General features: G+C 63.2%; 23 protein-coding genes, 2 pseudogenes and 1 riboswitch. Of the genes and pseudogenes, 15 read left to right on the top strand and 10 right to left on the bottom strand.

Translation table 11 applies throughout. The annotated features are described in order from the left end of the window. Positions 1 to 25 precede the first annotated feature (25 nt). Together C7I87_RS27040 and C7I87_RS27035 are read right to left on the bottom strand one after the other, a co-directional pair. A pseudogene (locus C7I87_RS27040) lies at positions 26 to 187 on the bottom strand (peroxiredoxin); the annotation flags it as partial. A 33-nt stretch (positions 188 to 220) separates the two neighbouring features. Further along, complete coding sequence (locus C7I87_RS27035; RefSeq protein ID WP_149907089.1) at positions 221 to 1,234, bottom strand: zinc-dependent alcohol dehydrogenase family protein; 1,014 nt, start codon at positions 1,232 to 1,234, stop codon at positions 221 to 223. A gap of 97 nt (positions 1,235 to 1,331) precedes the next feature. Here C7I87_RS27035 and C7I87_RS27030 point away from each other — a divergent pair, with 97 nt between their 5' ends. After that, positions 1,332 to 1,940, top strand: coding sequence for a TetR/AcrR family transcriptional regulator (locus C7I87_RS27030; protein ID WP_149907088.1), 609 nt, complete (start codon positions 1,332 to 1,334; stop codon positions 1,938 to 1,940). 83 nt (positions 1,941 to 2,023) lie between these two features. Here C7I87_RS27030 and groL read toward each other — a convergent pair whose 3' ends face one another. From groL to C7I87_RS27015, 3 genes are all read right to left on the bottom strand, one after another. After that, entirely contained in the window at positions 2,024 to 3,679 is a 1,656-nt protein-coding gene (groL, locus tag C7I87_RS27025; RefSeq protein WP_149907087.1) for a chaperonin GroEL, read from the bottom strand. A 64-nt stretch (positions 3,680 to 3,743) separates the two neighbouring features. After that, positions 3,744 to 4,040, bottom strand: a complete 297-nt coding sequence (groES, locus tag C7I87_RS27020; protein WP_006203049.1) for a co-chaperone GroES — start codon at positions 4,038 to 4,040, stop codon at positions 3,744 to 3,746. A 231-nt stretch (positions 4,041 to 4,271) separates the two neighbouring features. Then, positions 4,272 to 5,066, bottom strand: a complete 795-nt coding sequence (locus C7I87_RS27015) for a class I SAM-dependent methyltransferase (RefSeq protein WP_149907086.1) — start codon at positions 5,064 to 5,066, stop codon at positions 4,272 to 4,274. Between the two features lie 73 nt (positions 5,067 to 5,139). On the opposite strand from C7I87_RS27015, the gene C7I87_RS27010 reads away from it, so the two are divergent. Beyond that, complete coding sequence (locus tag C7I87_RS27010) at positions 5,140 to 5,991, top strand: hypothetical protein (protein ID WP_149907085.1); 852 nt, start codon at positions 5,140 to 5,142, stop codon at positions 5,989 to 5,991. A gap of 64 nt (positions 5,992 to 6,055) precedes the next feature. Here the strand turns inward: C7I87_RS27010 and C7I87_RS27005 are convergent, their stop codons facing one another. Beyond that, a complete protein-coding gene (locus C7I87_RS27005; RefSeq protein ID WP_149907084.1) occupies positions 6,056 to 6,682 on the bottom strand; it encodes a TetR/AcrR family transcriptional regulator in 627 nt (208 codons plus the stop codon). 124 nt (positions 6,683 to 6,806) lie between these two features. Between C7I87_RS27005 and C7I87_RS27000 the strand changes: the two genes are divergently transcribed. The 4 genes from C7I87_RS27000 to C7I87_RS26985 all read left to right on the top strand — a co-directional run bounded on the left by C7I87_RS27000 (position 6,807) and on the right by C7I87_RS26985 (position 11,468). After that, positions 6,807 to 7,994, top strand: a complete 1,188-nt coding sequence (locus C7I87_RS27000; RefSeq protein WP_149907083.1) for an MFS transporter — start codon at positions 6,807 to 6,809, stop codon at positions 7,992 to 7,994. A 5-nt stretch (positions 7,995 to 7,999) separates the two neighbouring features. Beyond that, entirely contained in the window at positions 8,000 to 9,295 is a 1,296-nt protein-coding gene (locus tag C7I87_RS26995) for a D-arabinono-1,4-lactone oxidase (RefSeq protein WP_149907098.1), read from the top strand. Positions 9,296 to 9,297: 2 nt separating this feature from the next. Further along, a complete protein-coding gene (locus C7I87_RS26990) occupies positions 9,298 to 10,443 on the top strand; it encodes an alanine racemase (RefSeq protein WP_149907082.1) in 1,146 nt (381 codons plus the stop codon). 74 nt (positions 10,444 to 10,517) lie between these two features. Next, a complete protein-coding gene (locus C7I87_RS26985; protein WP_149907081.1) occupies positions 10,518 to 11,468 on the top strand; it encodes a bifunctional helix-turn-helix transcriptional regulator/GNAT family N-acetyltransferase in 951 nt (316 codons plus the stop codon). Positions 11,469 to 11,475: 7 nt separating this feature from the next. Here C7I87_RS26985 and C7I87_RS26980 read toward each other — a convergent pair whose 3' ends face one another. Then, entirely contained in the window at positions 11,476 to 12,309 is an 834-nt protein-coding gene (locus tag C7I87_RS26980; protein WP_149907080.1) for an AraC family transcriptional regulator, read from the bottom strand. A 206-nt stretch (positions 12,310 to 12,515) separates the two neighbouring features. Beyond that, a riboswitch (cobalamin riboswitch) is annotated at positions 12,516 to 12,724 on the top strand. 125 nt (positions 12,725 to 12,849) lie between these two features. On the opposite strand from C7I87_RS26980, the gene C7I87_RS26975 reads away from it, so the two are divergent. From C7I87_RS26975 to C7I87_RS26945, 7 genes are all read left to right on the top strand, one after another. Next, a complete protein-coding gene (locus C7I87_RS26975; RefSeq protein ID WP_188394011.1) occupies positions 12,850 to 13,227 on the top strand; it encodes a DUF1636 family protein in 378 nt (125 codons plus the stop codon). Further along, complete coding sequence (locus C7I87_RS26970) at positions 13,224 to 14,012, top strand: ABC transporter ATP-binding protein (protein ID WP_149907079.1); 789 nt, start codon at positions 13,224 to 13,226, stop codon at positions 14,010 to 14,012. Before C7I87_RS26975 ends, C7I87_RS26970 begins: the two co-directional genes overlap by 4 nt. 46 nt (positions 14,013 to 14,058) lie before the next feature. Then, positions 14,059 to 15,006 (top strand): ABC transporter substrate-binding protein, encoded by a 948-nt coding sequence (locus tag C7I87_RS26965; protein ID WP_149907078.1) that lies wholly within the window; start codon positions 14,059 to 14,061, stop codon positions 15,004 to 15,006. After that, positions 15,006 to 16,055: a FecCD family ABC transporter permease gene (locus tag C7I87_RS26960; RefSeq protein WP_188394009.1), complete on the top strand. Its 1,050-nt coding sequence runs from the start codon at positions 15,006 to 15,008 to the stop codon at positions 16,053 to 16,055. The genes C7I87_RS26965 and C7I87_RS26960 overlap by 1 nt, the downstream gene beginning before the upstream one ends. Before the next feature lie 161 nt (positions 16,056 to 16,216). Next, positions 16,217 to 16,696, top strand: coding sequence for a MarR family winged helix-turn-helix transcriptional regulator (locus C7I87_RS26955; RefSeq protein ID WP_149907077.1), 480 nt, complete (start codon positions 16,217 to 16,219; stop codon positions 16,694 to 16,696). After that, positions 16,693 to 17,871, top strand: a complete 1,179-nt coding sequence (locus C7I87_RS26950; protein WP_149907076.1) for an HlyD family secretion protein — start codon at positions 16,693 to 16,695, stop codon at positions 17,869 to 17,871. Before C7I87_RS26955 ends, C7I87_RS26950 begins: the two co-directional genes overlap by 4 nt. A 304-nt stretch (positions 17,872 to 18,175) precedes the next feature. Next, a complete protein-coding gene (locus C7I87_RS26945; RefSeq protein ID WP_149907075.1) occupies positions 18,176 to 19,711 on the top strand; it encodes a DHA2 family efflux MFS transporter permease subunit in 1,536 nt (511 codons plus the stop codon). Between the two features lie 46 nt (positions 19,712 to 19,757). Here C7I87_RS26945 and C7I87_RS26940 read toward each other — a convergent pair whose 3' ends face one another. Continuing rightward, complete coding sequence (locus C7I87_RS26940) at positions 19,758 to 20,273, bottom strand: CAP domain-containing protein (protein WP_149907074.1); 516 nt, start codon at positions 20,271 to 20,273, stop codon at positions 19,758 to 19,760. A gap of 76 nt (positions 20,274 to 20,349) precedes the next feature. Then, positions 20,350 to 21,573, bottom strand: coding sequence for a TadE/TadG family type IV pilus assembly protein (locus C7I87_RS26935; RefSeq protein WP_149907073.1), 1,224 nt, complete (start codon positions 21,571 to 21,573; stop codon positions 20,350 to 20,352). Positions 21,574 to 21,820: 247 nt separating this feature from the next. Here C7I87_RS26935 and C7I87_RS26930 point away from each other — a divergent pair, with 247 nt between their 5' ends. Further along, the gene (locus C7I87_RS26930; RefSeq protein WP_149907072.1) at positions 21,821 to 22,645 is read left to right on the top strand and encodes a DUF2189 domain-containing protein; all 825 of its coding nucleotides are present in this window, start codon (positions 21,821 to 21,823) and stop codon (positions 22,643 to 22,645) included. After that, a pseudogene (locus C7I87_RS26925) lies at positions 22,642 to 23,553 on the top strand (dienelactone hydrolase family protein). The gene C7I87_RS26930 and the pseudogene C7I87_RS26925 overlap by 4 nt, the downstream one beginning before the upstream one ends. 11 nt (positions 23,554 to 23,564) lie before the next feature. Here the strand turns inward: C7I87_RS26925 and C7I87_RS26920 are convergent. Then, on the bottom strand, positions 23,565 to 24,197 hold the full coding sequence (locus C7I87_RS26920; protein ID WP_149907071.1) for a LysE family translocator: 633 nt from the start codon (positions 24,195 to 24,197) through the stop codon (positions 23,565 to 23,567). Positions 24,198 to 24,278: the final 81 nt, after the last annotated feature.

The raw sequence follows: 24,278 nt of genomic DNA, 5'->3' as shown, positions 1-24,278 counted from the left end.
TTCAACGCAATCGTGAGGTTGCCTGATGAGCGGCCGCGATCAGTTCCTCCGGATTGGTGCCGGGGCCGTTTTCGAAGCGGGACGGGAATGAGTAGGCGCCCTCGAAAACGCCGCTGCCCAGCCTGAGCCGGCCGGATCCTTCCTTGAGTGTGCCGTGCCATTCGGCCGATGCGTCGCGAATTGTCATTGCTCTCTTTCCTCTGGTTGATGAAATGGAGGCTCAGGCGCCGTCGATGATGACCTTGCCGAACACGTCGCCCTGCTGGAAATAGCGGTAGGCATCGCCGGCTTCGGAGAAGGCAAAGACCTTGTCGATGACGGGGCGCAGGCGATGCTGCGAGACGGCGCTCAGCATGGCTTCGAGATTGGTGCGGCTGCCGACGAAAAGGCGGCTGATGGTGGCGAGGCTACGCTGGTAGAGCGCCGCCGGCATCTCGATCGACCGGCCTTTCGCATCCTGCAGCGTCAGCAGCACGATGTGTCCGTAGAGCGTGCTGGCAATCAGTGACTGCGCGAAGGTCGTCGGACCGCCGGTCTCGATGACGAGATCGATGCCGCCGGTCTGCTCGCGAACGATCGCACCCCATTCAGGCGTGTCCGAATTTGAGATCACGAGGTCGGCGCCCAGTGCCCGGAACCTGTCGCCTTTCTCGCCCCGTGAGGTAACGGCGACGACGCGGCAGCCGAGCAGCTTGGCGAACTGCAGTGCAAAGAGCGATACGCCGCCCGAGCCGATGACCAGAACCCATTGGCCGGGCTTCGGAATTCCGGGTCCCGTCACTGCATTCCAGGCGGTCACGCCAGCGCAGGTCACCGTCGCCGCCTCGCGCCAGTCGAGATGATCGGGCAAGCGCACCGCCCATTGTTCGTCGAGGACGGCGTATTCGGCCAGCATGCCGTCGAGCGTGCAGCCGAGCTGGTCGATCAGGCCGGCATGGATGCGGCCGTCGATCCAGTGGGCGAAATAGCTGCCGGTGACACGGTCGCCGACGGCAAAGCGGGTGACACCATCGCCGACGGCCATCACTTCACCGGCGCCATCGCTCAGCGGCACGATGCCGGCCCGCGGCGTCAGCGGATAGGTGCCGTTGAGGATCATCGTGTCGCGGCGATTGAGCGAGGTGGCGCGCACCCGCATCAGGATCTGATGCGGACCTGGCTGGAGGACCGCTTCCTCGCGCATCACCAGCCTGTGGAGGCCGCCGTCCTGTCCTTCCAACCGATATCTCTGCATTGCTGCTCCTAAATATGTAGACCGATTTACATATTATGTAGACCGATTGTCATATTTGGGGCAAGCCCTATAATGCACATTCCTGACAGAGGTTGACATGGCGACGGACACACGCACGCGGATGATCGAGGCGACGGCGCTGCTTTTGCGGCAGCGCGGCTATCACGGCACTTCGCTCAACGACATTTTGGGTGCCAGCGGCGCGCCGCGCGGCTCGCTCTATTTCCATTTCCCGGGCGGCAAGGACCAACTGGTCATCGAAGTGACGCGCGCCAGCGTGGCCGACGTGACCGAGCGGCTCGGCGCAGCGCTTGCGGGGGAAAGCGACCCGGCTGTCGCCGTCCACCACATCTATCAGTCGGTGGCGCGTATGCTGGAGGACAACGAGTTTTCGCTCGGCTGCCCGATCGCGCCGGTCGTACTCGACGCGCCGAACGACGTGCCTGAACTCGAGGAGATCTGCCGCTCGGCTTTCGAGCAGTGGATCGGCTTGCTGCGGCAGGCATTCGTCAGGGCAGGGGTGATTGAACGTCGCGCACACGCGCTGGCGCTGCTGGTCGAATCTTCGCTTGAAGGCCTGATGGTGATTGCCCGCGCCACTCGCGATCGCTCGTCACTCAATGCCGTGGCCGACGAAGTTGCTGCGCTTATCGAGCAGGCGGTGCTCGCCGGCAAGGTGGCGCAGCACGCTGACGCCGCTGTCTAAGCAAGCAAACTGAATAGGTAAGTTCCAACGAGAAAGGGCGACCCATGGGCCGCCCTTTCCGTAAGCTTAGCAAAGTGGTTGGATTAGAAGTCCATGCCGCCCATGCCGCCCATGCCGCCGCCGCCCATGCCGCCAGGCATGCCGCCGCCAGCCGAGTCCTTCTTCGGAGCTTCGGCGATCATGGCTTCGGTGGTGACGAGCAGGCCGGCGACCGAGGCCGCGTCCTGGAGGGCCGTGCGCACGACCTTGACCGGATCGACGATACCCATGACGATCATGTCGCCATATTCGCCGGTCTGGGCGTTGTAGCCGAAGGTCGCGCCCTTGTTCTCGAGGATCTTGCCGGCAACGATCGATGCTTCCGCACCGGCGTTGGCAGCGATCTGGCGGGCCGGAGCCTGCAGTGCACGACGCACGATGTTGATGCCAGCGGCCTGGTCGGCATTGACGCCGGTCACCTTAATGTTGGCCGAAGCGCGCAGCAGGGCAACGCCACCGCCAGCAACGATGCCTTCTTCCACGGCCGCGCGGGTCGCGTTGAGGGCGTCATCGACGCGATCCTTCTTTTCCTTGACTTCGACTTCCGTCGCACCGCCGACGCGGATCACGGCAACGCCGCCGGCGAGCTTCGCCAGACGTTCCTGCAGCTTTTCCTTGTCGTAGTCCGAGGTGGTCTCCTCGATCTGCTGCTTGATCTGGGCAACGCGGCCCTGGATCTCGGCCTTCTTGCCGGCGCCGTCGACGATGGTGGTGTTCTCCTTGGAGATCGACACCTTCTTGGCACGGCCGAGCATGTTGAGGCCGACGTTCTCGAGCTTGATGCCGAGGTCTTCCGAGATGACCTGGCCACCGGTGAGGATGGCGATGTCTTCAAGCATGGCCTTGCGACGATCACCGAAGCCCGGCGCCTTGACGGCGGCGATCTTCAGGCCGCCACGCAGCTTGTTGACGACCAACGTGGCCAGCGCCTCGCCTTCGACGTCTTCCGAGATGATGAGCAGCGGCTTCGAGGTCTGCACGACGGCTTCGAGGACGGGCAGCATGGCCTGCAGGTTGGAGAGCTTCTTCTCGTGCAGGAGGATGTAGACGTCCTCGAGCTCGGCAACCATCTTGTCGGCGTTGGTGACGAAGTAGGGAGAGAGGTAGCCGCGGTCGAACTGCATGCCTTCGACGACTTCGAGTTCGGTCTCGGCGGTCTTGGCTTCCTCGACGGTGATGACGCCTTCGTTGCCGACCTTCTGCATCGCTTCCGCGATCATCTTGCCAACCGACTCGTCGCCATTGGCCGAGATCGTGCCGACCTGGGCGACTTCCTCGGAGGTCTTGATCTTCTTGGCGGCCTTGCCGAGAGCGGCGACCACTTCGGTGACGGCCAGATCGATGCCGCGCTTCAGGTCCATCGGGTTCATGCCGGCGGCAACCGCCTTGTGGCCTTCCTGGACGATCGACTGCGCCAGAACGGTCGCGGTCGTGGTGCCGTCGCCGGCAATGTCACTGGTCTTGGACGCGACTTCGCGCACCATCTGCGCGCCCATGTTCTCGAATTTGTCTTCAAGCTCGATTTCCTTGGCGACGGTGACGCCGTCCTTGGTGATGCGCGGGGCGCCGAACGACTTGTCGATGACGACGTTGCGGCCCTTGGGACCGAGCGTGACCTTCACCGCGTCGGCGAGGATGTTGACGCCGCGCAGCATGCGCTCGCGGGCGTCACGGGAGAATTTTACGTCTTTGGCAGCCATGTTTTAGCTCCTGGCAGGGGCTCGGATAGAGCCTGAAAATTCAAGTTGAAGGTGAGGCCGATGATCAGCCGATGATGCCCATGATGTCGGATTCCTTCATGATCAGAAGGTCTTCGCCATTGAGCTTGACTTCGGTGCCCGACCACTTGCCGAACAGGATGCGGTCGCCGGCCTTGACGTCCAGCGGAACCAGCTTGCCAGCTTCGTCGCGGGCGCCGGAGCCGACGGCGATGATCTCGCCTTCCTGCGGCTTTTCCTTCGCCGTATCCGGGATGATGATCCCGCCGGCGGTCTTGGATTCGGATTCGACCCGGCGAACGACCACGCGGTCATGAAGCGGGCGGAACTTCGACTTTGCCATTTTTTCTTCCTCGATGAGAACGGTGAGAAACAGTTCCTCCATCCGGCGGCGCCGGACACGTAGTTAGCACTCGCCAATGGCGAGTGCTAACGTGGCGCTGAAATAGGCCGCCGACCTGCGAGAGTCAAGGCGCGCGCAAGTGCTCGATCGCGCGAAATTTTGCTCTCGCTGCATCGTGGCGAAGAATGCGGCGGTTACCGGTCGCAAAAGCGAAGAATTTCATCAGGTCGTTCAGCCCCTCGGCGACCGCAGCACCAGAAGCGGGCATCGCTCGGCGAGCCCGTAGCTGCCGGTTGGAACAATGCGGACGTTACTGAAGAACGCTTCCGCCTCGCTGATGAGCGCCATGGGCGGCGCAAAACTGTAGATGGCCGGCGAGTTCCGATAGACATCGATAGTGGCGATGACCGGCAATTCCCAGCCCGTACGCGCGGAAAGCTCCTGGCGATCAGGGAATAGTGCATCGAACCTTTCCGCGATCGTCCTGACTGGAATCGCATGGTCGGGAGCGCGGCCTGTCGCGGTCATGGCGACGCGCCATTTGAGCTCGTGGAAAGTGGAGACACCGCCAGAAAGCGCAAGCGCCTGCACCGCTGCCGGATCGTCCGGTGTCTCGGGACTGGCAAAGAGACGCAGGCCCGCGCGGCCATCAGGGCGCAGCACGCGGGCGATTGCCGCGAACAGCGCTCGGCGGGCGGTTGAAAGCCCGAGCACCGACAGGCAGCCGTCGCCGATCACCGCATCGACGCTTGCACCGGAAACCGGCAGGTCGAGCCAGTCGCCTTTGACGGCCTTTCGCGACGCAGTGTCACCTGGCCAGATTCCAGCGATCATGTCGGAGGATTCGTCGACGGCCATCATGGTGGCGCCGAGCCCGGCGAGTTCCGGCGTCACGCCGAGCAGAACGACATGCGCCTTCGAAAGGTCGAGCTCGCGATGGTAGGTTTCCACCGCTTCCGCGGGCGGCCGCAGCGGTGGTCCGAGCAACTTCCAGTGCCCTCGAATGGCATTCCAATGATCAGTCATCGCTGGCCCCCGAGCCGGTATTGTATTCAAACGCATAATCGAGGACGCTAATGAAACCAAGTGCGGGGGGCGCATGACTCGCATCGCGGTTATCACACATGAGTTCGACAGGTTCGAACGCTGGCGCGGCCCGCTATTGCGCCGCGACAGTCCCTACATGCTCTTTGATTTGCTGGAAGAACTGAAGCGGCGCGGCCATTCCGTCCGCATACTCTCAGGAACGTCGGCGAAGCCGGAGGCCGATATAGCGGTGCTGCATGTCGATGCGACCGTGACGCCAGCCGAATATGTCGAATATGCGCGCGCTTTTCCCTTCTGCCTGAACGTCGGGGCAGCCGACATCTCCAAGCGCCGTGTCAGCGGCGCCGTGGTCGGCAGGGATGACGACTGGCCAGGGCCGGTCATCGTCAAGAGCAATCTCAACAATCTGGGAATGCGTGAGCAGTCGCTTAACCGGCGATCGCGACGTGCCGAAAAGCCGGAGCCATTTCCCGGCGCCGAGCTTATCGAGGGCTACCGCGTCTGTACGTCCCTTTCGGATGTAGCGCCTGCGGTGTTCGACCGCAGGGATCTCGTCGTCGAAAAGTTCATTCCCGAGCCGGAACCGGACGGCTTTGGCGCCCGCTTCTGGATATTTTGCGGGGAGCGCGAGCGCTGCACCCGCCATGTTTCGCCACAAAGCCTGGTCAAGGGCGACGACACGATCCGTCGTGAGCCGGTTCCGGTTCCCGAGGAGCTTCGCGCGCTGCGGCGCGAACTTGGCTTTGACTACGGCAAGTTCGACTTTGTCATGCATGAGGGCAAGGCGGTGCTACTCGACGCCAACAAGACACCCGGCGGCGCCCGCAATCTTTCTGCCTTTCTCGCCGCCGGCAATGCCAATCTTGCCGACGGCTTCGAAGGCCTCATCCGCGAGGTCACATAACCGGCGTCCTGACATTCATGTCGGCAGTCACCCTCTTATTCGGCGTGGCTATCATCATTAGGGCTTACAAGAACACTCGCAACTGTGTGTGGATGATCGAGCGGTAGTCCTCGATCGTGCGCCGGCCTTCTTCCTCATCTTGCGTCAGAGCCAGGCGCACGACGCCGCCGGCAAGCTGGAAGATGAGAAAGACCAGACGCGCGAACGCCTCGCGCTGCTCCGCCTGAAGCATCGGACCGACGTGGTCGCACAATATCTTCGACTGATGTCTCGTCTCGGCGATGTCGAGATGCTGCAGCGCCTTGTCGGCCTGGATGGCATTCTGCAGGTCCTGAATGGCCGGGTCAGCCGCGACACGGCTGTAGTAGTCGTCGAGCAGGCGGTCCGCGGCACCGGTCACGTCGCCCAGCCCCTGGATTTCGGCGATGATCGCGCCGAAGCGCGCCCGGCTGACCTCCGAGAACCGCTCATAGAGCATCGCCAGGATCGCCGACTTGTTGGGGAAGTAGTGGTAGACGGTGGCGATCGGCCCTCCAGCCAGCATGCCGACCTCCTTCATGGTGACGGCGTCGATGCCCTTCTCGCCGATCAGCCGCATGGTGGTCGACAGGATGGCGTCGATGCGTTCGCGGCTGCGCTCCTGCTTGGGCCTACGCCTGGGCTCGGTGGCCGTTCGACTTGCTTCCGTCATGCACCGATCTTTCGTACGGGTTCCCAAATTCCGGTTGACAAAAAATATGATCAAGTATCAGGTTCTGAAATGCTGACAGATTGTCAGCTTTTCTGCCGCGCGGCAAGGACGTTGGGAGGCGCCTTTGACTTCGACAAGCACCGGTCTTCAGGGCGATGGCGACTGGTTGGTCGGCAATCCGACCGGCGGACAGCTTGCCTCGGCCTTGTGGATAGGGTCGGTCGGCCTGCTCATTCTCGGTCTGCAGCCCGTCCTGCTTGGCGCCCTTTATACCGAGGGCCATGTCAGTGGCGACGAGCTGGCACTGGTCGCCACCGCCGAGATGATCGCTATCGCGATCGGCTCGGCGACCGTCGCGATGCTGCTTTCCGCCCACAACATGCGCTGGAAAAGTGCCGCCCTCCTGCTGCTGCTGGCGCTGGCCAACGTCTGGACAGCCTATGCCGGCGGCGCCAAGACGCTGATAGCGGCTCGCGCGCTGGCCGGCCTTGCCGAAGGCGGTCTTGTCGCGGTCGCCACCGAACTGATCGCCCGTTCGCGGCGCGCCGAACGCATCGGCGGCTATTTCGTCACCATGCAGACCATGGCGCAATGCGCTCTTGCGCTGCTGCTGGCGCTCTATGTCATCCCCGCCGCCGGATCGGCGGGCGGCTTCCTCGTTCTCGCGGTCGTCTGCGTCTTGTCGCTGGTGGTCGCCTTTATTGTTCCCGCCGACTATGCCGACCTGCCGAAGGACGAGAACCTGGCCAATGTGATGACAGTCCCTTCAGTCACCGCGCTGTTGTCGGTTTTCTGCTACTTCATGTTCTTTGGCGCGGTCTGGGCGTTTCTGGAGCCGCTCGGCGCACAATTCGGCATCGATGGCCGCACCGTCGGGCTGATCGTCTCGGCCAGCCTCGCGGTGCAGGTTCTGGGCGCGATGACGGCGACCGTGTTCGAGGCGCGCATCGACTATCGCTTCGCCATCGCCGCGATAGGCATCGTCGCATTTTTCGCCTCGCTCGTTCTTGCCAGCGGACCTGGCCTCACGACATTCTGGGTCGCCGCCCTGGTCATGGGTTTTATCCTGCTGTTCATCGTGCCCTACCAGATCCGGCTGGCGATCACCGCCGATGGCACGCGCACCGCCGTGCTGCTGGTACCGGCCGCCCAGCTTTTCGGCCTGGCGATCGGACCGGTTGCGGCGTCGCTGCTCATCGACGGCGAGGATTTTCGCGCGGTTCCGGAATTCGCCGCCGCGAGTGCCGTCGCCAGCGTGGCGCTGCTCGGTCTGTTTGTCCTCGTGGTGCGGCGTCGCCGCGTGGTTGCGTGAGCACCATGTCGAACAGTTGGAGCAACTGGTCGGGTTTTGTCACCGCCGAGCCGCGGCTGCTTGCCAGCCCCGCCGACGTTGGTGAACTCGGTGATCTCATTCGCACCGCACCGGGTCCAGTCCGCGTCGTCGGCGCCGGCCATTCCTTCACCCCATTGGTGAAGTCGCAAGGCACGATCCTGTCGCTGGAGAAGCTCGAAGGCCTGGTTTCGCATGACGCGAAAAAACATCAGGCCCGCGTACGGGCAGGGACCCGGCTTGGTCCGCTCATGCACATCCTGCAAGGCATTGGCCAGGGCCTGCCCAACATGGGCGACATCGACCGCCAGGCGATAGGCGGCGCGCTGGGCACCGCCACCCATGGCTCGGGGCCGACGCTTGGCGCCTATCACACGCAACTGGAAACGGTGCAGATCGTCGATGGGCTTGGCAAGGTCCGCGAATTCAAGCGGGAAGGGGATCAGGAGACGATCCATGCCATCGGTGTCGCACTCGGCGCCTTCGGTGTGCTCAGTGAAGTGACGCTGAACAACATCGCGACCTACCGGCTGCGCCGCCGCAAATGGGTGCTGCCGATCGCCGACATGCTGCGCGATTTCGAAACGATGATGGCCGCCCATCGCTCGGCAGAATTCTATTACATTCCCTTCTCCGGCTACGCGCAGTTCATCGCCAGCGACTTCAGCACCGAAGCCACCAACCCGCGCCCGACCGAGGATGACGAGGGCTCCTTGCGCACGTTGCGCCGCTTGCGCACCGGGCTTGCCTGGTTGCCGTCTCTGCGCCGCCGGTTGATCCGTGGCGCCGTCGCCAAGGTGTCGGCCGAGGACTATGTGCAGGACTGGCTTAACGTCTATGCCAGCGACCGGCAGACCAGGTTCAACGAAATGGAATACCACCTTCCCTTCGAGGAGGGTCCGAAAGCGCTGGCCGAGATCATCGATCTGACCGAGAAGCATTTTCCGGAGGTCTATTTCCCGATCGAGGTGCGCAGCGTTGCGTCCGATCGGTTCTGGCTCTCGCCATTCTACGAAAGGCCGACCTGTTCCATCGCCATCCACCATGATGCGGCGAACGATCCGTTGCCGTTCATGCGCGCGGCCGAGCCGATCTTCCGCGTACATGGCGGCAGGCCGCACTGGGGCAAGATGCACAGCCTGAAAGCCGCCGACCTGAAAAAGCTCTATCCGCGCTGGGACGAAGCGATGGCGGTGCGCCGCGACATCGATCCGCAGAGCCGTTTCGTCTCGCCGTACATGGCCGACCTGTTAGGCATCGAACCCAGTTCTTTTGGCATCTAACGATGAAAGCCTATTTCGCCACGCTTTCGGATGCGTTGAAGCAGGCGGGCATTTTCCAACCCTGCCTGCTGCTCGACCTCGATCGGCTGGATGGCAACATCGCCCTGGTGAAGCAAAGGCTCGATCCCGGCCTTGCCGTTCGGCTGGTCGACAAGTCGCTCGCTTGCCTGCCGTTGCTTGCCCATATCGGCAAGGCGCTTGGAACCCGCCGCTTCATGACCTTCCATCCGCCGATCGGCGAGGCGGTGTTGAGCGCGTTTCCGGATGCGGATCTGCTGTACGGCAAACCGATGCCGGTCGGCGCGGCAAGGGCGGCGCTTTCTAAGGGGAACGCAGCCGGGTCGCGGGTATGCTGGCTGATCGATACCCATGAGAGGCTGGCGGAATATGGTGCGCTCGCCGACGAACTGGGCGTAGAGCTGCGCATCGCATTCGAGGTCGATGTCGGACTGCATCGCGGCGGCTTTGCCGAACCGGAAGCTCTCTCGCAGGCGCTGAAGGCGCTGCCGGCCCATAAAGGGCTGCGCTGCGAAGGAGTCATGGCCTATGAAGCGCATGCGCCGCACATACCCGGCCTGTTCGGTGGACCCGCCAAGGCGTTGACGCAAGCTTCGGAACGGGCCGCTGCTTTCGTGGCTCGCCTCGGCATGGACCAGCGCCATATCCTGAACATTGGTGGCAGCAAGACCGCGCTGCTTCATCATGGTGGCGCTGCCAATGAAGTGTCGATGGGGTCGGCCTTCGTGTTGCCCGGCGATTTCGATACGCCAGGCCTCGGAGGCTTCCAGCCGGCCGCCTTCATCGCGACACCGATCCTGAAAGTGGTCGAGCCGATGCTGCCCGGCCCGCCGGCGGTCTCGCGTCTGCTCCAGGCGCTGGGCAGGTTTCCGCGCAAGGGCTGCTATCTCTACGGCGGCAAATGGATGGCCGAACCGGTGTTTCCCGAAGGCATGACGACGAACAGCCTGCTCGGCTTGTCCTCGAACCAGCAATTCATGGGCTTGCCCGCCGGGGCCGTCGTCAGGCCCGGCGACTACGCATTCCTGCGGCCGACGCAGAGCGAAGCCGTGCTGCAGCAACTCGGGGCGATCGCGGTGCTTTCCGGTGGCAGGATCGTCGATCGCTGGCCGGTGCTGCCGATGATGTAAGCGTCACGGTCACCTCTTATATAGTTGACTCCGTCAAGTAAATGATTGATCCTGTGCTGGCAGGAGATGACTCGATGACAATCCATCATCAGCCCGACAAGGCTGCGCCCAACAAGGATTTGATCGATGCGGTGCGGGCGTTCAACCGCTTCTATACCCGTCAGATCGGACTGCTCGACGAAGGGCTGCTGAAGAGCGCATTCTCGCTGACCGAGGCGCGCGTGCTGTACGAGTTGGCGCATCGTGAGGGACTGACCGCGACCGATCTCGGGCGCGATCTCGGTCTCGATGCCGGCTATGTCAGCCGTTTGCTGAAGAAATTCGAGCGCCTTCATCTGATCTCAAGGGTCACTTTGGTTTCGGACGCGCGGCAATCGTCGATCGCGCTGACTCCGGCGGGCAGGGACGCCTTCGCGCCGCTGAACAAGGATTCGCACGACCAGGTCGCGGCGCTGCTCGGTCGGCTGCCCGCGTCGGAGCAGGAGCGGCTGGTCAAGTCCATGCGCACGGTGCAGCGTCTGCTGGATGACAATGCCGAACCGAAAATCCCTTATCTGCTGAGGCCGCTGCAGGTCGGTGACATCGGTTGGATCACCCGCCGGCAAGGAATGCTCTACGCGCAGGACTATGGCTGGGACGAAACTTATGAGGCGCTGGTCGCCGAAATCCTCGCTGCGTTCGTAAAATCCTTCGACCCGAAATGGGAGCGCGGCTGGATCGCCGAGCGGGAAGGCGAGGTCGTCGGCTCGGTCTTCGTCGTGCGCAAGTCGGATCAGGTGGCGAAGCTGCGGCTGCTCTATGTCGAACCTTCGGCGCGGGGCCTCGGCATCGGCAAGCGCCTGGTCGAGGAATGCATCGGCTTTGCCCGCGCCAGGGGATACAAGACGCTGACCCTATGGACCAACGACATTTTGACCGCGGCCCGGCACATCTATCAGGCGGCCGGTTTCAAGCTGATCGAGGAAGAGCCACACCATTCCTTCGGCAAGGATCTGGTTGGACAGAACTGGGATCTGGAGCTGTAACGGCGTGTCATGCCTTGACCGGCACCCAGATCTCCAGCCCGCCATTGCCGGTGCGGGCATCGAATTCGGGCCCGTAGCGCTCGAATTCCGGCGCGTCGGCAATTTCATGGCCGGAGGCGGGCAGCCAGCTGTTCCAGATCGTGTTGATCGTACGCCGGATGGTCGAGATGTGCTCGCGATGCGTGAAAACGGCGTATTTCTGCGCCGGAACCCGCACCCGGTAGAATTCCTTCGGCAGATCCGCGAAGTCGCGCACTTCGACGCCGACGATATAGTCGAAATTGCCGGCATCGTCGCCATTGAGGCAGACACCGTAGAAAACGCCGGCGACTTCGCCGGGGATGTTGCCGATATAAGGGCTGAAACGCTGCCACTGCATTGGAATGCCGGCGCTCGATTCGCAGCTGTAGCGCTCGCCGAAGCCGGCGACGAGAAAGGGTCGGCTGGTCTCGAAGCGCGGTGGTTCGAGGCTGGTGAGCAGGGAATGGTCCATCAGGATAGGCTCCACGAGATCGAGTGTCTTGGTCGAACCTTGCGCGCGCACCAGTTCCGGCGTGGTGCTGAACTGGTCGCGGAAGGCGCGGTTGAAAGCCTCATGCGAGTTGTAGCCGGCGTCGAGCGCGACGCAGAGGATGTCGGGCGCACCGCCGGCGAGCCTGCGCGCCGCCTCGGTCAGCCGGCGCGAGCGCATATAACCCATCACTGACCGGCCGGTGGCGGCACCGAAGGCGCGCGTCACATGAAAGCGCGACACGCCACTGCTTTGGGCAACGTCGTCGAGCGTAACAGCCTCCGGCAGATGGCTTTCGACAAACCATAGCGCTTTCTCGGTCGGGTTCATGTGTTCCTCGCATGTGGCGTCCTTACTCTGGCGCCTCGTTGCCCGGCCAGTTTGATCGAAATTGCGCCTGGCGCAAAATCGAAACGGCAATGTTAGGCGGTGGACGCAAAGTCCGTGCTTGCCCTTGCTGACGACAGGCTTGCTCTCGTTCTAGTTCTGTTATAACAAAACAAAACGATTGCCTTGCCTCGAAACCGCTCGCGGCCTAGGCTGCGACTCGTGATGGTCCCCGAGCCGAAAGGCGAGGGGTGAAAAGGGAACGCGGTGAGACCCCATTTCAGGTCGAGGCCGCGGCTGCCCCCGCAACTGTAAGCGGCGAGCAAGATCCGGAATGCCACTGGCCGGCAAGGCTGGGAAGGCAGGATTGCGCAGAGACCCGTGAGCCAGGAGACCTGCCATCGCTGAGTTGACCGGACGGGGTGTGCCGGGAGGAAACGTGGACATCGGTCTTGTCGGCCGGTCGACCAACATCCTTCCGTCGCCAGTTTTGAAAGTGACGGGAAGTTGGACGGCGCAATCGATCGTATTCAGCCCAGCCCCATGCACCAAATCATCGTGTGCACCCTTTGCCGCGACGTGCCGACCGGCGTCAGGTTGGGCGAAAGTTTGTGCACCGAGTTGCGCTCCCGCCTCTCGGCCCAGCCTGACATGGCGCATGGTTTCACGGTTGAAGGCGTAGCTTGCATGGCCGGTTGCGCACGCCCCCTGGCGGTGGCTTTCCAGGCGCCAGGCAAGGCCGCCTATCTCTTCGGGTCGATCGACGCCCAGGCCGACGCTACCGATCTCGTGCGATTCGCCAGGCTCTACGCTTCGCTTGCCGACGGCTGGTGCAATTCCGGACAACGTCCGCCGCGCCTAGCCGGCAAGACGCTGGCCCGCATCCCGGCACCGGGCAAACCGGCGGATGGCAACCAATGACAACGTCGCTTCTCGATGCGCGTGACTTGAGCGCGATGGCGAATGGCCGGAATCTGGTCCACGCGGTCAGCCTGTCGGTGACATCGGGCGACCGACTCGCCATCATTGGCCCCAACGGCGCCGGCAAGACCACGCTACTGCGCATGTTGTCCGGCATGCTCCGGCCGAGCTTCGGAGAGGTGAAGCTTGGCGGGCGACGCCTGGACAGGATTTCGCCCGCCGAGCGCGCCTTGCATATCGCCGTCGTGGGCCAGACAGACCAGCCGGACCCACGGCTGGCGGTGATCGACTATGTCGAGCTTGGCCGCGTCCCGCATGCCGGCCTGAGGCGTCGCGGCGAGGAACGCGACATTGTCGTGGACGCGCTGCGCCGGACCGGTCTCCTGCCGCTGCTCGGCCGCACCATCGGTTCGCTGTCTGGTGGCGAACGCCAGCGCGCCCAGCTTGCGCGCGCCATCGCGCAGGAGCCCAAAATCCTGTTCCTCGACGAGCCGACCAACCACCTCGACCCTCGCGCACGCGCGGAACTGCTCGAACTGGTGGCCGGCTTCGGCATGACCGTGATCGCGGTGCTGCACGATCTGACCCTGGTGGCGCCTTTCGCCACCAGGGTCGCGGTGATGAACGAGGCCCGGCTGCAGGCGCTGGCGCCGCCGCACGAGGCGCTGACACAGCAACTGATCCGCGAGATTTTCGGCGTCGACGTGTTGCGCCTGCGCCACCCCACCGAGGACCGCGAACTGACGGTGTTCGATCTTCCGAACCGCGCCGCGCCCCCGTCCTGATCAAACCCGCACTTTATCCGACACAGTTCAACCAAGGAGCAAATCCGTGAAACGCCTCGCCCTTTCCCTCGTCTTCTCGCTGCTGGCCTCGACGGCCTTTGCCTTTCCCGTCACGGTCGACAGCTGCGGCAAGCCGCTGACCTTCGACGCGCCGCCGAAGCGCGCCGTCATCCATGATCTCAACATGGCCGAAATGGCCTTCGCGCTGAAGCTGCAGCCATCGATCGTCGGCCTGACGGGCATCACCGGATGGTACAAGGTCGGCCCCGAATTCAAGGCCGAACAGGGTTCTATTCCCGAACTGGCACCGAAATATCCGACGCTGGAGAATCTCGTTGCCGTCGAGCCCGATTTCTTCTTCGCCGGCTGGTACTACGGCATGAAGCCCGGCGGCGACGTGACCCCCGACACGCTCGCCCCGCACGGCATCAAGACGCTGGTGTTGACCGAAAGCTGCGTCCATCTCGACAAGAGCCGTCCGGCCGCCTCCATGGACCTGCTTTATGGCGACGTCGAAAAGCTGGGCAAGATCTTCGGCAAGGAGGCAGAAGCGGAGAAGCTGGTTGCCGGCTGGAAGACGCAACTCGCCGATATCACCGCCAAGGTCGGCAGCGCCAAGGGAACGCGCGTGTTCCTGTACGATTCCGGCGAGGACAAGCCCTTTACCGCTGGAAAATTCGCCATCCCCAGCGCCATGATATCGGCAGCCGGCGGCGACAACATCATGGCCGACATGGAAACGAGCTGGGGCAACACGGATTGGGAAACGGTGGCGGCGCGCAATCCGCAATTCCTCATCCTGCTCGATTATCAGGACGGCGGCGGCTACAGGAAACTGCTCGATTTCCTGAAGGCGCACCCGGCGATGAAAGAAACGGACGCGGTCAAGAACGAGCGCTTCGTCGCGCTTCGTTATGCCGAGCTGACGCCAGGACCGGCGAACATCGAAGCCATCGGCAAGATTGCCAGGGCGATGCATCCGGAAGCGTTCTGATGGATCTTGCCCGAGAGCACAAATCCGGCGCGCTTTCAGGGCACAAGGCCTTCGCGCTGGCCATGACGGCGGGCGCGGTGGCGCTCGTCGCTCTCGCACTGCTGTCGATCGCTTACGGCTCTACGCTGATACCTCTAACCGATGTCGTCGCGGCACTTGGCCGTGCCGTCGGGCTGGATGAGCCTCGGATATCGGGCCCGGTCGGCAAGATCGTCGTCGACCTGCGGCTGCCGCGCACGATCCTGGCGATCTGTGTCGGCGGCGGCCTGGGTATCGTCGGCGCGCTTTTGCAGACGGTGACCCGCAACGACCTTGCCGACCCTTTCCTCTTCGGCCTGTCGTCGGGGGCGGCTGCCGGCGCCGTTTCCGTCATCACCGTCCTTGGTGACAGTTTCGGTATCTGGACCTTGCCTGTGGCCGCGTTCACCGGCGGAATACTCGCCGCCACTATCGTGCTTTTGCTGGTGGCGCGGGTGAGAGGGCAAGGTCCTGAGCGGCTGATCCTCGCCGGCCTTGCCGTCTCCTTTATGTTCACGGCCTTGACCAATTACCTGGTCTTTGCCGGCGATCAGCGCGCGGCCCATTCGGTGCTGTTCTGGACCATGGGCGGGCTCGGACTGGCGCGCTGGGACAATGTGTGGCTGGGTGCGGTCGGCGCTGGCACGATCGCGGCCTACGGGTTGTGGAACCACCGCAAGCTGGATGCCTTCCTGGCCGGTGAAAGCGCCGCCGAGAGTCTTGGCATTCCGGTCGCCCGCATGCGCAGAGCGACATTTCTCGTGGCCGCTTTCTCGACCGCGATCCTCGTCTCGGTCGCTGGCGTCATCGGCTTCGTCGGACTGATGATCCCGCATCTGTCGCGGCCGCTGGCCGGCCCCTTGCATCTGCGCCTGATCGCAAGTTGCGCGCTGTTCGGGGCGGTGTTGCTGCTGGCAAGCGATCTTCTGGCCCGGACCTTGCTGCCGCCGCAGGAGCTGCCGATCGGCGTCATCACCAGCTCGCTCGGCGCATTCTTCGTCGTCACCATGGTTGTCCGGAACCGCCTCTGAAGACGGCGTCTTCGTGCCCTTCCGCGCGGGTGTTGCGCATGGGTGCGGCGTTCACCTGTTGCTAACCAGGATCGCGTTGCAGGCCTGCCATGCGCATTTTGCCGGCTTTCATCGTGACATGGCATCTTGAATAGTAAGCACGCTTATTATATGTATCGCTCATGGTTTCAGATGGCATCGACAGATTGGGATTTTTGATCCACGACGTGCAGCGCCTGATGCGCAAGCGCTTTGAGGCGCGCGCCAGCGGACTCGGCCTCTCTTCGGCGCAATGGCGGCTTCTGGTCCGCGTTGCCAAGGAAGCGGGCGTTGCACAGGCGCGGCTCGCCGAACTGCTTGAAATCGAGCCGATCAGCGTCTCACGACTGGTCGACCGGATGGAGGAGGGCGGCTGGATCGAACGCCGCTCCGACGCGGCCGACCGGCGCGTGCGGATGATCTTCCCAACCGAGAAGGCGAACGCGGCCTATGCGGACGTCAAGAGCCTCGCTGGCGAGGTCTATGAGGAGTCGCTCAGCGGCGTTTCGCCGGAAGATCGGCGCGTCCTGATCCGGGCGCTGGATGTAATCGTGCAGAATCTGACGGATGGCGAAGCTTCGTCGATGGAAAAGATCAAGAGTGCGGAAGGCGCGGCAGCATGAACGCGGTAGCCAAGGTAGAAGAAAACGCTCCCAAGGTGGAGATGGAAGCGCCGGCCCAGCCGGCTGCCACACCCGTCGCGGTCGCTGCTCCCGTGCAGCCGCTCCCGGCGCCGAAGAAGAAGCGCCGCATCGGCCGCCTCTTCTTGATGTTCGCCTTGCCGGCGGCACTGATCATCGGCGGAGGCTATGTCTGGGTGACGGGCGGGCGCTACCAGGAAACGGAAAACGCCAACCTGCAGCAGGCCAAGGTGTCGATCGCCTCTGACACGGCCGGCCGTATCGTCCATGTCGCCATATCGGACAATCAGACGGTGAAGCAGGGCGATCTGCTGTTCGCCATCGACCCCGAGCCCTACCGGATCGCACTTGCCCAGGCCGATGCCGCGGTGGCGGCCGCGCGCCTCAATGTCGAGCAGCTGCGTGCCGCCTACAGTCAGTCGATGGCGCAGGAGAAGTCCGCCAGCAGCGAGGTCGACTACGCCCAGTCGCAGTACGACCGGGCCGCCGATCTCGCGCAGAAGGGCATCAACGCCAAGTCGTCGCTGGATCAGGCCCGCAACGACCTCGACAAGGCAAAACAGCAAGTCGCCGTCGCCCAGCAGGGCATCATCAGCGCCAAGGCCGCGCTCGGCGGCAACCCCGACATCGAAACCGACAAGCATCCGACCGTGATGTCGGCGCTCGCCGCGCGCGACAAGGCTGCTTACGATCTGGCGCAGACCACGGTGAAAGCGCCTTCCGATGGTGTCGTCTATCAAGCCGCCTCCTTCAAGGTCGGCCAGTATGTCGGCTCCGGGACACCGCTGTTTGCGCTGGTCGAGACCGGCGACACCTGGATCGACGCCAATTTCAAGGAAACCCAACTCACCAACATGAAGCAGGGCCAGAAGGCCGAGATCGTGGTCGATACCTATCCGGGCAGGACCTTCGAGGCGACCGTCAAGGCTATTGGTGCCGGCACCGGCGCGGACTTCTCGCTGCTGCCCGCCCAGAACGCCACGGGCAACTGGGTCAAGGTCACCCAACGCATTCCGGTGCGCCTGGAACTGACCGACCCCGATGCCAAGATGGCGCTGCGCACCGGCATGAGTGCTTCGGTTACCGTCGATACGGGCGTCGCGCGCGGCTGGCCGTCGATCTTCGGCCACGCCACGGCCGGCGAGCCCGCGCAGTAAGTCAGCGGAAGCCCGCGGGGACCACGCGGGTGGAAGCGAGTTGCAGGATTGGTCCGATGGGAGGGGTGGGAAGGATCAATGTTTGGGCCGAGCCGCGTGGCTGTCCAAGATCTGAACCTTCGACACGGCCCCGTCGGTCCTCAGGTTTCCGGGCGGCAGGCATCCGCTCAGCTAGAGACGTTCGGTCGATGTAACCCCCACATCGATAATCGCGTCCCACCGCGATGAGGGTCTCTCAACGGAAGGCTTTGCCGCCCGGAAACCCGTTGTACACGTTTCTGTTACCTTCTGGAAGTTCTAGGCCATGAGCACGTCCGAACCGTTCAAAGAAGTGCCGCATCGTGGCCTGATTACGGTCGCGCTCATGCTGGCGACGGTCATGCAGGCGCTCGACACCACGATCGCCAACGTCGCGCTGCCGACCATGACGGGCGATCTCGGCGCTTCACCCGACAACATCAACTGGGTGCTGACCTCCTACATCGTCGCCGCCGCCATCATGACGCCCGTCACCGGCTGGCTCGCCGACCGTTTTGGCCGCAAGGAACTGTTCCTGACGGCGGTGGTCGGCTTCACCATCTTCTCGATGTTGTGCGGCCTGGCGTGGAGCCTGGAAACCATCGTGCTTTTCCGGCTGATGCAAGGTGTGTTCGGCGCCGCGATCGTGCCGCTGTCGCAGACCTTCCTGCTGGACATCAACCCCAAGGAGCGCCATGGCCAGGCGATGGCCATATGGGGCGCCGGCATCATGCTGGGACCGATCCTCGGCCCCACGCTTGGCGGCTGGCTGACCGAAAATTTCAACTGGCGCTGGGTGTTCTTCATCAACCTGCCGGTCGGCATCCTCGCCTTCCTCGGCATGGCCGCCTATCTGCCGGCCGTTGCCCGTCGGGTGCGCGGCTTCGATTTCTTCGGCTTTGCCATGATATCACTCGGCGTCGGCGCCCTGCAGCTGATGCTCGATCGCGGCGGCGAGGTCGACTGGTTTTCCTCGGTCGAGATCTGGATCGAGCTTGGTCTTTCGATCACCGGCTTCTGGGTGTTCATCATTCACACCGTGACATCGGAACATCCCTTCATCGATCCGAAGATTTTCCTCGACCGCAATTTCGTGACCGGACTGGCGTTCATCTTCGTCATGGGCGTGCTGATCCTGGCCTCTATGTCGCTGCTGCCGCCGATGCTGTCGACCATCTTCGGCTATCCGACCGTCACCATCGGCATCGTCATCGGGCCGCGTGGCGTCGGCACGATGATTTCCATGCTCGTCGTCGGGCGCATCATGGGCAAGATCGATGCCAGGATTCTCGTCGTCATCGGCTTCCTCCTGACCGCGCAGTCGCTCTACACCATGGCCAGCTTCACCCCGCAGATGGACAACTGGCTGATCCTCAGCTCCGGCGTGATCCAGGGCCTGGGCATGGGAATGGTGTTCGTGCCGCTGTCGACGGTTGCCTTCGCCACGCTCGACGCCCGCTACCGCACCGATGCTACCTCGTTGTTCAGCCTGGTGCGTAATCTCGGCTCGTCGATCGGCGTATCGGTGGTGACGGTGCTGCTGGTGCGCAACACGCAGATCAACCATGCCGAGCTTTCCGCCTTCATCAACCCGTTCAATCCCAATCTCTGGGCGGTCTCGCCGGCGGCTGCCGGCGGCGACCCGACGGCGCTGTCGGAGGTCGATCGCATGGTCAATCTCCAGGCGATGATGATCTCCTACGTCAACGACTTCAAAATACTGATGATGATGACATTGGTCGCCATCCCGTTTGTATTCCTGCTGCGCAAGCCGAAGGCCGGTCCGGCTGGCGGCGCTGCGCCTGCTGCCCATATGGACTGATGTAGCGGCTGCTCGCCAAGGGTGCCCGCCGCCGGCGATAGCTTTGCTACCTGCCGAGCACCAGCGACCAGTAGCGCAGGTTGGGGTCGCGGCCGTCACGGACATAGGCAAGCCCAAAGCGGCTGAAGTCCGGATCGAGTATGTTGCGCCGGTGTCCCTGCGAATGCATCCAGATGTCGAACAGCTTCTGTTGATCGAAGCGGCCGGCCGCGATGTTCTCGGCCGCGGCACCGTGTACGCCGTTATCCTTCATGCGCGAGGCGAAATCCTTGCCCCACCCGGTGGTGTGGCTCATGTGCTCGCGCGACGCCATGTAGCTGGCCTGCTGGAGCGCTGCTTGCTCCAACTGTGTATCGGGGACCAGCGGACCGAGCCCAGACGAGGCGCGCAGGCTCGCCAGCGTACCGGTTGCCGAGGAGGAAACCCCGGCGCCTTGCCCTGTTGGCAGCGAGACGGTGCTGCAGGCGGCAAGCCCGAGCAAGGCCGCCAGGCCAGCCGCTATGAGCCAGGTGCGCCTGTTCAAGTTCGCGGTTCGATCGCAATCGATTTTCGAAGTGGTCATGCGTGCCTGACTCGATCGCGATCATGGCTTTTGCCGGGCAGGGCGGTGAAATTTCGAATCGAAGGGCAGTTGGCGGCTAGTTCACAAGCGTGATGAGGCGGCTGGAGTACATCTCGCGATTTCCGAACACGGCCGTGCAGTCGGTCTTGATGGATGAGTTGCCTGTCATCTGCACGGTCAAGCCAACAAGCCTCAGGCAGTCGCCCTGGCCACTCATATCCGAGTTGCCGGCGAACGAAACGGCCGCGTCAGGCGCATAGACGAATCCGCTGATCACGGAATTTGCGCCGCCATTCAGGGTCAAGGCCGATGTGTTCCCGCGGCTCTGGTAGATGGTGATGCCGGCGTAAGGCCCGCTGGTTGGCGGCGAAAGGTTCACCGTTTCATTGGCGTTTATGTAGATCTGTGCTCCCTCTACGAGGAATATGGTCACGCCCTGGCCGCTCAGGCTGCCGTTCCCGCCCGGCTTCAGGGTTACGCCGCGCAGGATGTAGACGCCTGGGTTGAGCGTGATGTTTCCTGACAATGTCTTGTCGCAATAGGTGCCGGGCGACAGCGTGTAGGTTTTGCCGTTCGGCACTGGCAGGCAGAATGTGTAAGGGGGAGGCACGATGTCCGCCAGGGGATCGAAGGAAGCATATTGATGTACGAGCGGCGAGCCGCAGGTGAGATTGGCATTGGGTGGCGAAAGCCCGGAAGTGCCGCCGACCGTCGAGACGCAGCCCGCCGAAACCTGTGCCGAACCGCCTCTGCTGACGGCATCCGACGCGTCCGAGTTTGCCGCGATCACACAATTGCTCATCGAGACATTGGTTGAGCCTTGCAGGCTTACCGCGGCCGACGCATGCGGATCGAGCGCCAGCACACAGGCCTGTGCACCCGGGTGCATCTTGACAGTCGCCGACCTGTGAGCTGGCCAGGCGGCAGCGCCGTTGATGAAGCTCGGACGGTTGATGCCGGACGAAAGCGAGATGTAATAGGCGTTCGGATCGCCGCTGGCGGTGGCCGAAAAGGCGGAGACGCTGCCCGAATATTCCTGCTGGTCGGCGACGCTCATGTTGGCTGCAAAGAATGTCAGCCCAAGTCCCTGCACATCACTCGCGCTCATGCTGGGCAGGTACTTGGTGCCGACGGCAAGCCCAGCCGCGTCCAGCGAGTTCTGCAATTGCGCGGCGTCGTCGCTCGTGCCTGTCAGATCGAGGGTGCCGGCGATGACAGCCATTATCGGCAGCATCGCTATGGCAGTCGCCATGGCAAAATTGCCGCGCTCCGAAGACCAGAAGCCCTTCAATCCGAACATCGCCCCTCGCCAAGATTTGTAAAGCTCAGGTGATAAGCCCTGGGTCTCTACGAGTAATTTAAGCAATAACTAAAATGCCCACATTCCAAGTGAACTCGGTGGTGCGCCAAACGAAGGCCGCCCGGCAATCCCGATGAGATGCGGCGACAATTCCGGGAAGATCGGCTATGATGCCAGCGTTCTTGAAGTGGCAGCTACGGGCGGCCACCCTAGGCGGTGACCGCCCCCCGAAAAACGGAGGAAGGTTATGGCTGGCTTTCATGTCATGGCGGACGCCTATGGGATGCATGTGCAACCAGCGGTCCGCCGCATTTCCACGGCGGACCTCTGGGACGCGCTCAGGCTTGGCGCCGAGGACTTCTGGGCCAAGCCCTCGCATTACGTGTTCCTGTGCCTGATCTATCCGATCGTCGGCCTGATCCTGACACAGTGGACGTCCGGCTCCAACGCCATCCAGCTCGTCTATCCCTTGATGTCGGGCTTTGCTCTGGTCGGTCCGTTCGCCGCGATCGGACTCTATGAGATCAGCCGCCGGCGCGAGCTCGGCATGAACACCAACTGGCGACATGCGCTCGATGTCCGCCGCTCATCGGCGCTGCCCTCGATAGCGGTCATCGGCATCATGCTGTTCGCGCTGTTCCTGTTGTGGCTGTTCACGGCGCAGTCGATCTACACCAGCCTTTTTGGCGGCGAGCCGCCGGCTTCGGTCGGGGCCTTCCTGCGCGATGTGCTGACGACCCGCAAGGGCTGGACGCTGATTCTTCTCGGCAACGTGGCTGGCCTGGTCTTCGCGGTGATCGTGCTGGCGACCACGGTCGTTGCCTTCCCGCTCTTGCTCGATCGTGATGTCGGCGCCGTTTCGGCAATAGAGACATCGGCGCGCGCGGTCATGGCAAATCCGCTGCAGATGGCGCTCTGGGGTCTGATCGTCGCGGTGCTGCTGGTGATCGGCTCGATCCCGCTGTTTGCCGGTCTCGCTGTCGTCATGCCGATCCTGGGCCACGCCACCTGGCACCTCTACCGCAAGGTGGTCGAGCCGGCCCAGATCCGGCCACCCCGCCGTCCGATGTGAGCAAGCGTCCGGCCCGGCCCAAAGCTCTCAAAGGACAAACCGAGGCTTGGCTGAGCAAAGTGGTGGATTTGCTCAAAGGAGTCGGCTTGGCGTGCCTTTACCTTGGAGGCTGCCTCGATGCGGCGTCTGCCCTGGCAGACGAGGTGGTGCAATTTGAAAGCGCGACCGTGAAGCCGACACAGCTTCAGGAACGCAATGCGCAAGAAAGAGGCGAGATAGCGAAACCTGTTCCCGGCATTCCGCTACGGGGATACCTGACACGCCCTCCGGGTGAGGGCCCATTCCCGGCTATAGTCGTTTTGCACGGATGCGCTGGTGTGCTCTCGAACGACAGGGAAGTCTGGCTCGAGCGGCTGTCTTCCTGGGGTTATGTCGCTCTCGTTGTCGACAGCTTCGGCACGCGTGGCATAAAGGATACTTGCCACAGCCTCCTCTCCGATCGCGTCTATGATGCCTATGGCGCCTTGGAGTTCCTGTCGAAAGACAGTTCTGTCGACCCGCGGCGCGTCGCATTGATGGGCTTCTCCGCCGGCGGCATCGCGACGCTCGAAGCCGTACAGCTTGGTGGCGCGGAGCGGCTCATGGACCACAAATTCAGCGTGGCGATCGCCTACTATCCGAACTGTTAGGTAGCGAGCGGCGACATGGCCGTGCCGACATTGATCCTGATCGGCGAGCTTGACGATTTCAGCCCCGTCCAGAAATGCCGGGAGATGATGGCGCATCGGACGGGCAAGGGAAGCCCGGTGCAGCTCGACGTCTACGAGGGTGCCCATCACGCGTTCGACGCCCCTGAGTTCAAGACCGGCGTCGAGGCCTACGGCCACTGGGTGGAGTACAATGCGGCCGCGGCCGATCGATCCGAAAGCGACGTGCACGCCTTCCTGAAGCAGGCCTTCGGCGATTGACCCATGCGGCCTCAGCGCTGCGCGTCGGTCGCCATCTTCAGCGCCAGCGCCGTCAGCACGGTTCCCATCATCCAGCGCTGGATCACCAACCATAGCGGTCGCCCGGCGAGGAAGGTGGCGATCGAGCCGGCCGTCAGCGCGATGACGGCATTGACGCTGAGGCTGATCGAGATCTGCGTCGCGCCTAGCACCAGGAGCTGCGACAGGACGTGACCCTTGCCGGGGCTGATGAACTGCGGCAGCAGTGACAGATAGAGAACGGCCACCTTGGGATTGAGCAGGTTTGTCATCAGCCCCATGGCGAACAGCTTGCGCGGCCCGTCCTTTGGCAGGTCGCGCACCTGAAATGGCGAGCGCCCGCCGGGTTTTACGGCCTGCCAGGCCAGCCACAGGAGATAGAGTACGCCGGCAAAGCGCAGCACATCGTAGGCGAATGGCACGGCGAGCAGCAGCGCGGTGATGCCGAACGCCGCCGACAGCACGTAGAACAGGAAGCCGACCGCAACCCCGCCAAGCGAGATCAGTCCGGCCCTCGGCCCTTGCGACAGCGAGCGCGAGATCAGGTAGATCATGTTCGGGCCCGGCGTCAGCACCATGCCGAGGCAGACCAGCGCGAAGGCGAAATGGTTGGCGGTGTCGGGCATTGTTCGTTCCCCAGCGTGCCGCGATGAATGAAGGGACCGCGCGAGCGGTCAATCTGTGCCGGTCACGGCAGGCGCCCGCAA

This window comes from Mesorhizobium sp. SARCC-RB16n (assembly GCF_008520305.1).
In the GTDB taxonomy this organism is placed as follows: domain Bacteria; phylum Pseudomonadota; class Alphaproteobacteria; order Rhizobiales; family Rhizobiaceae; genus Mesorhizobium.
This window is presented reverse-complemented; position numbering and strand designations above follow the sequence as displayed.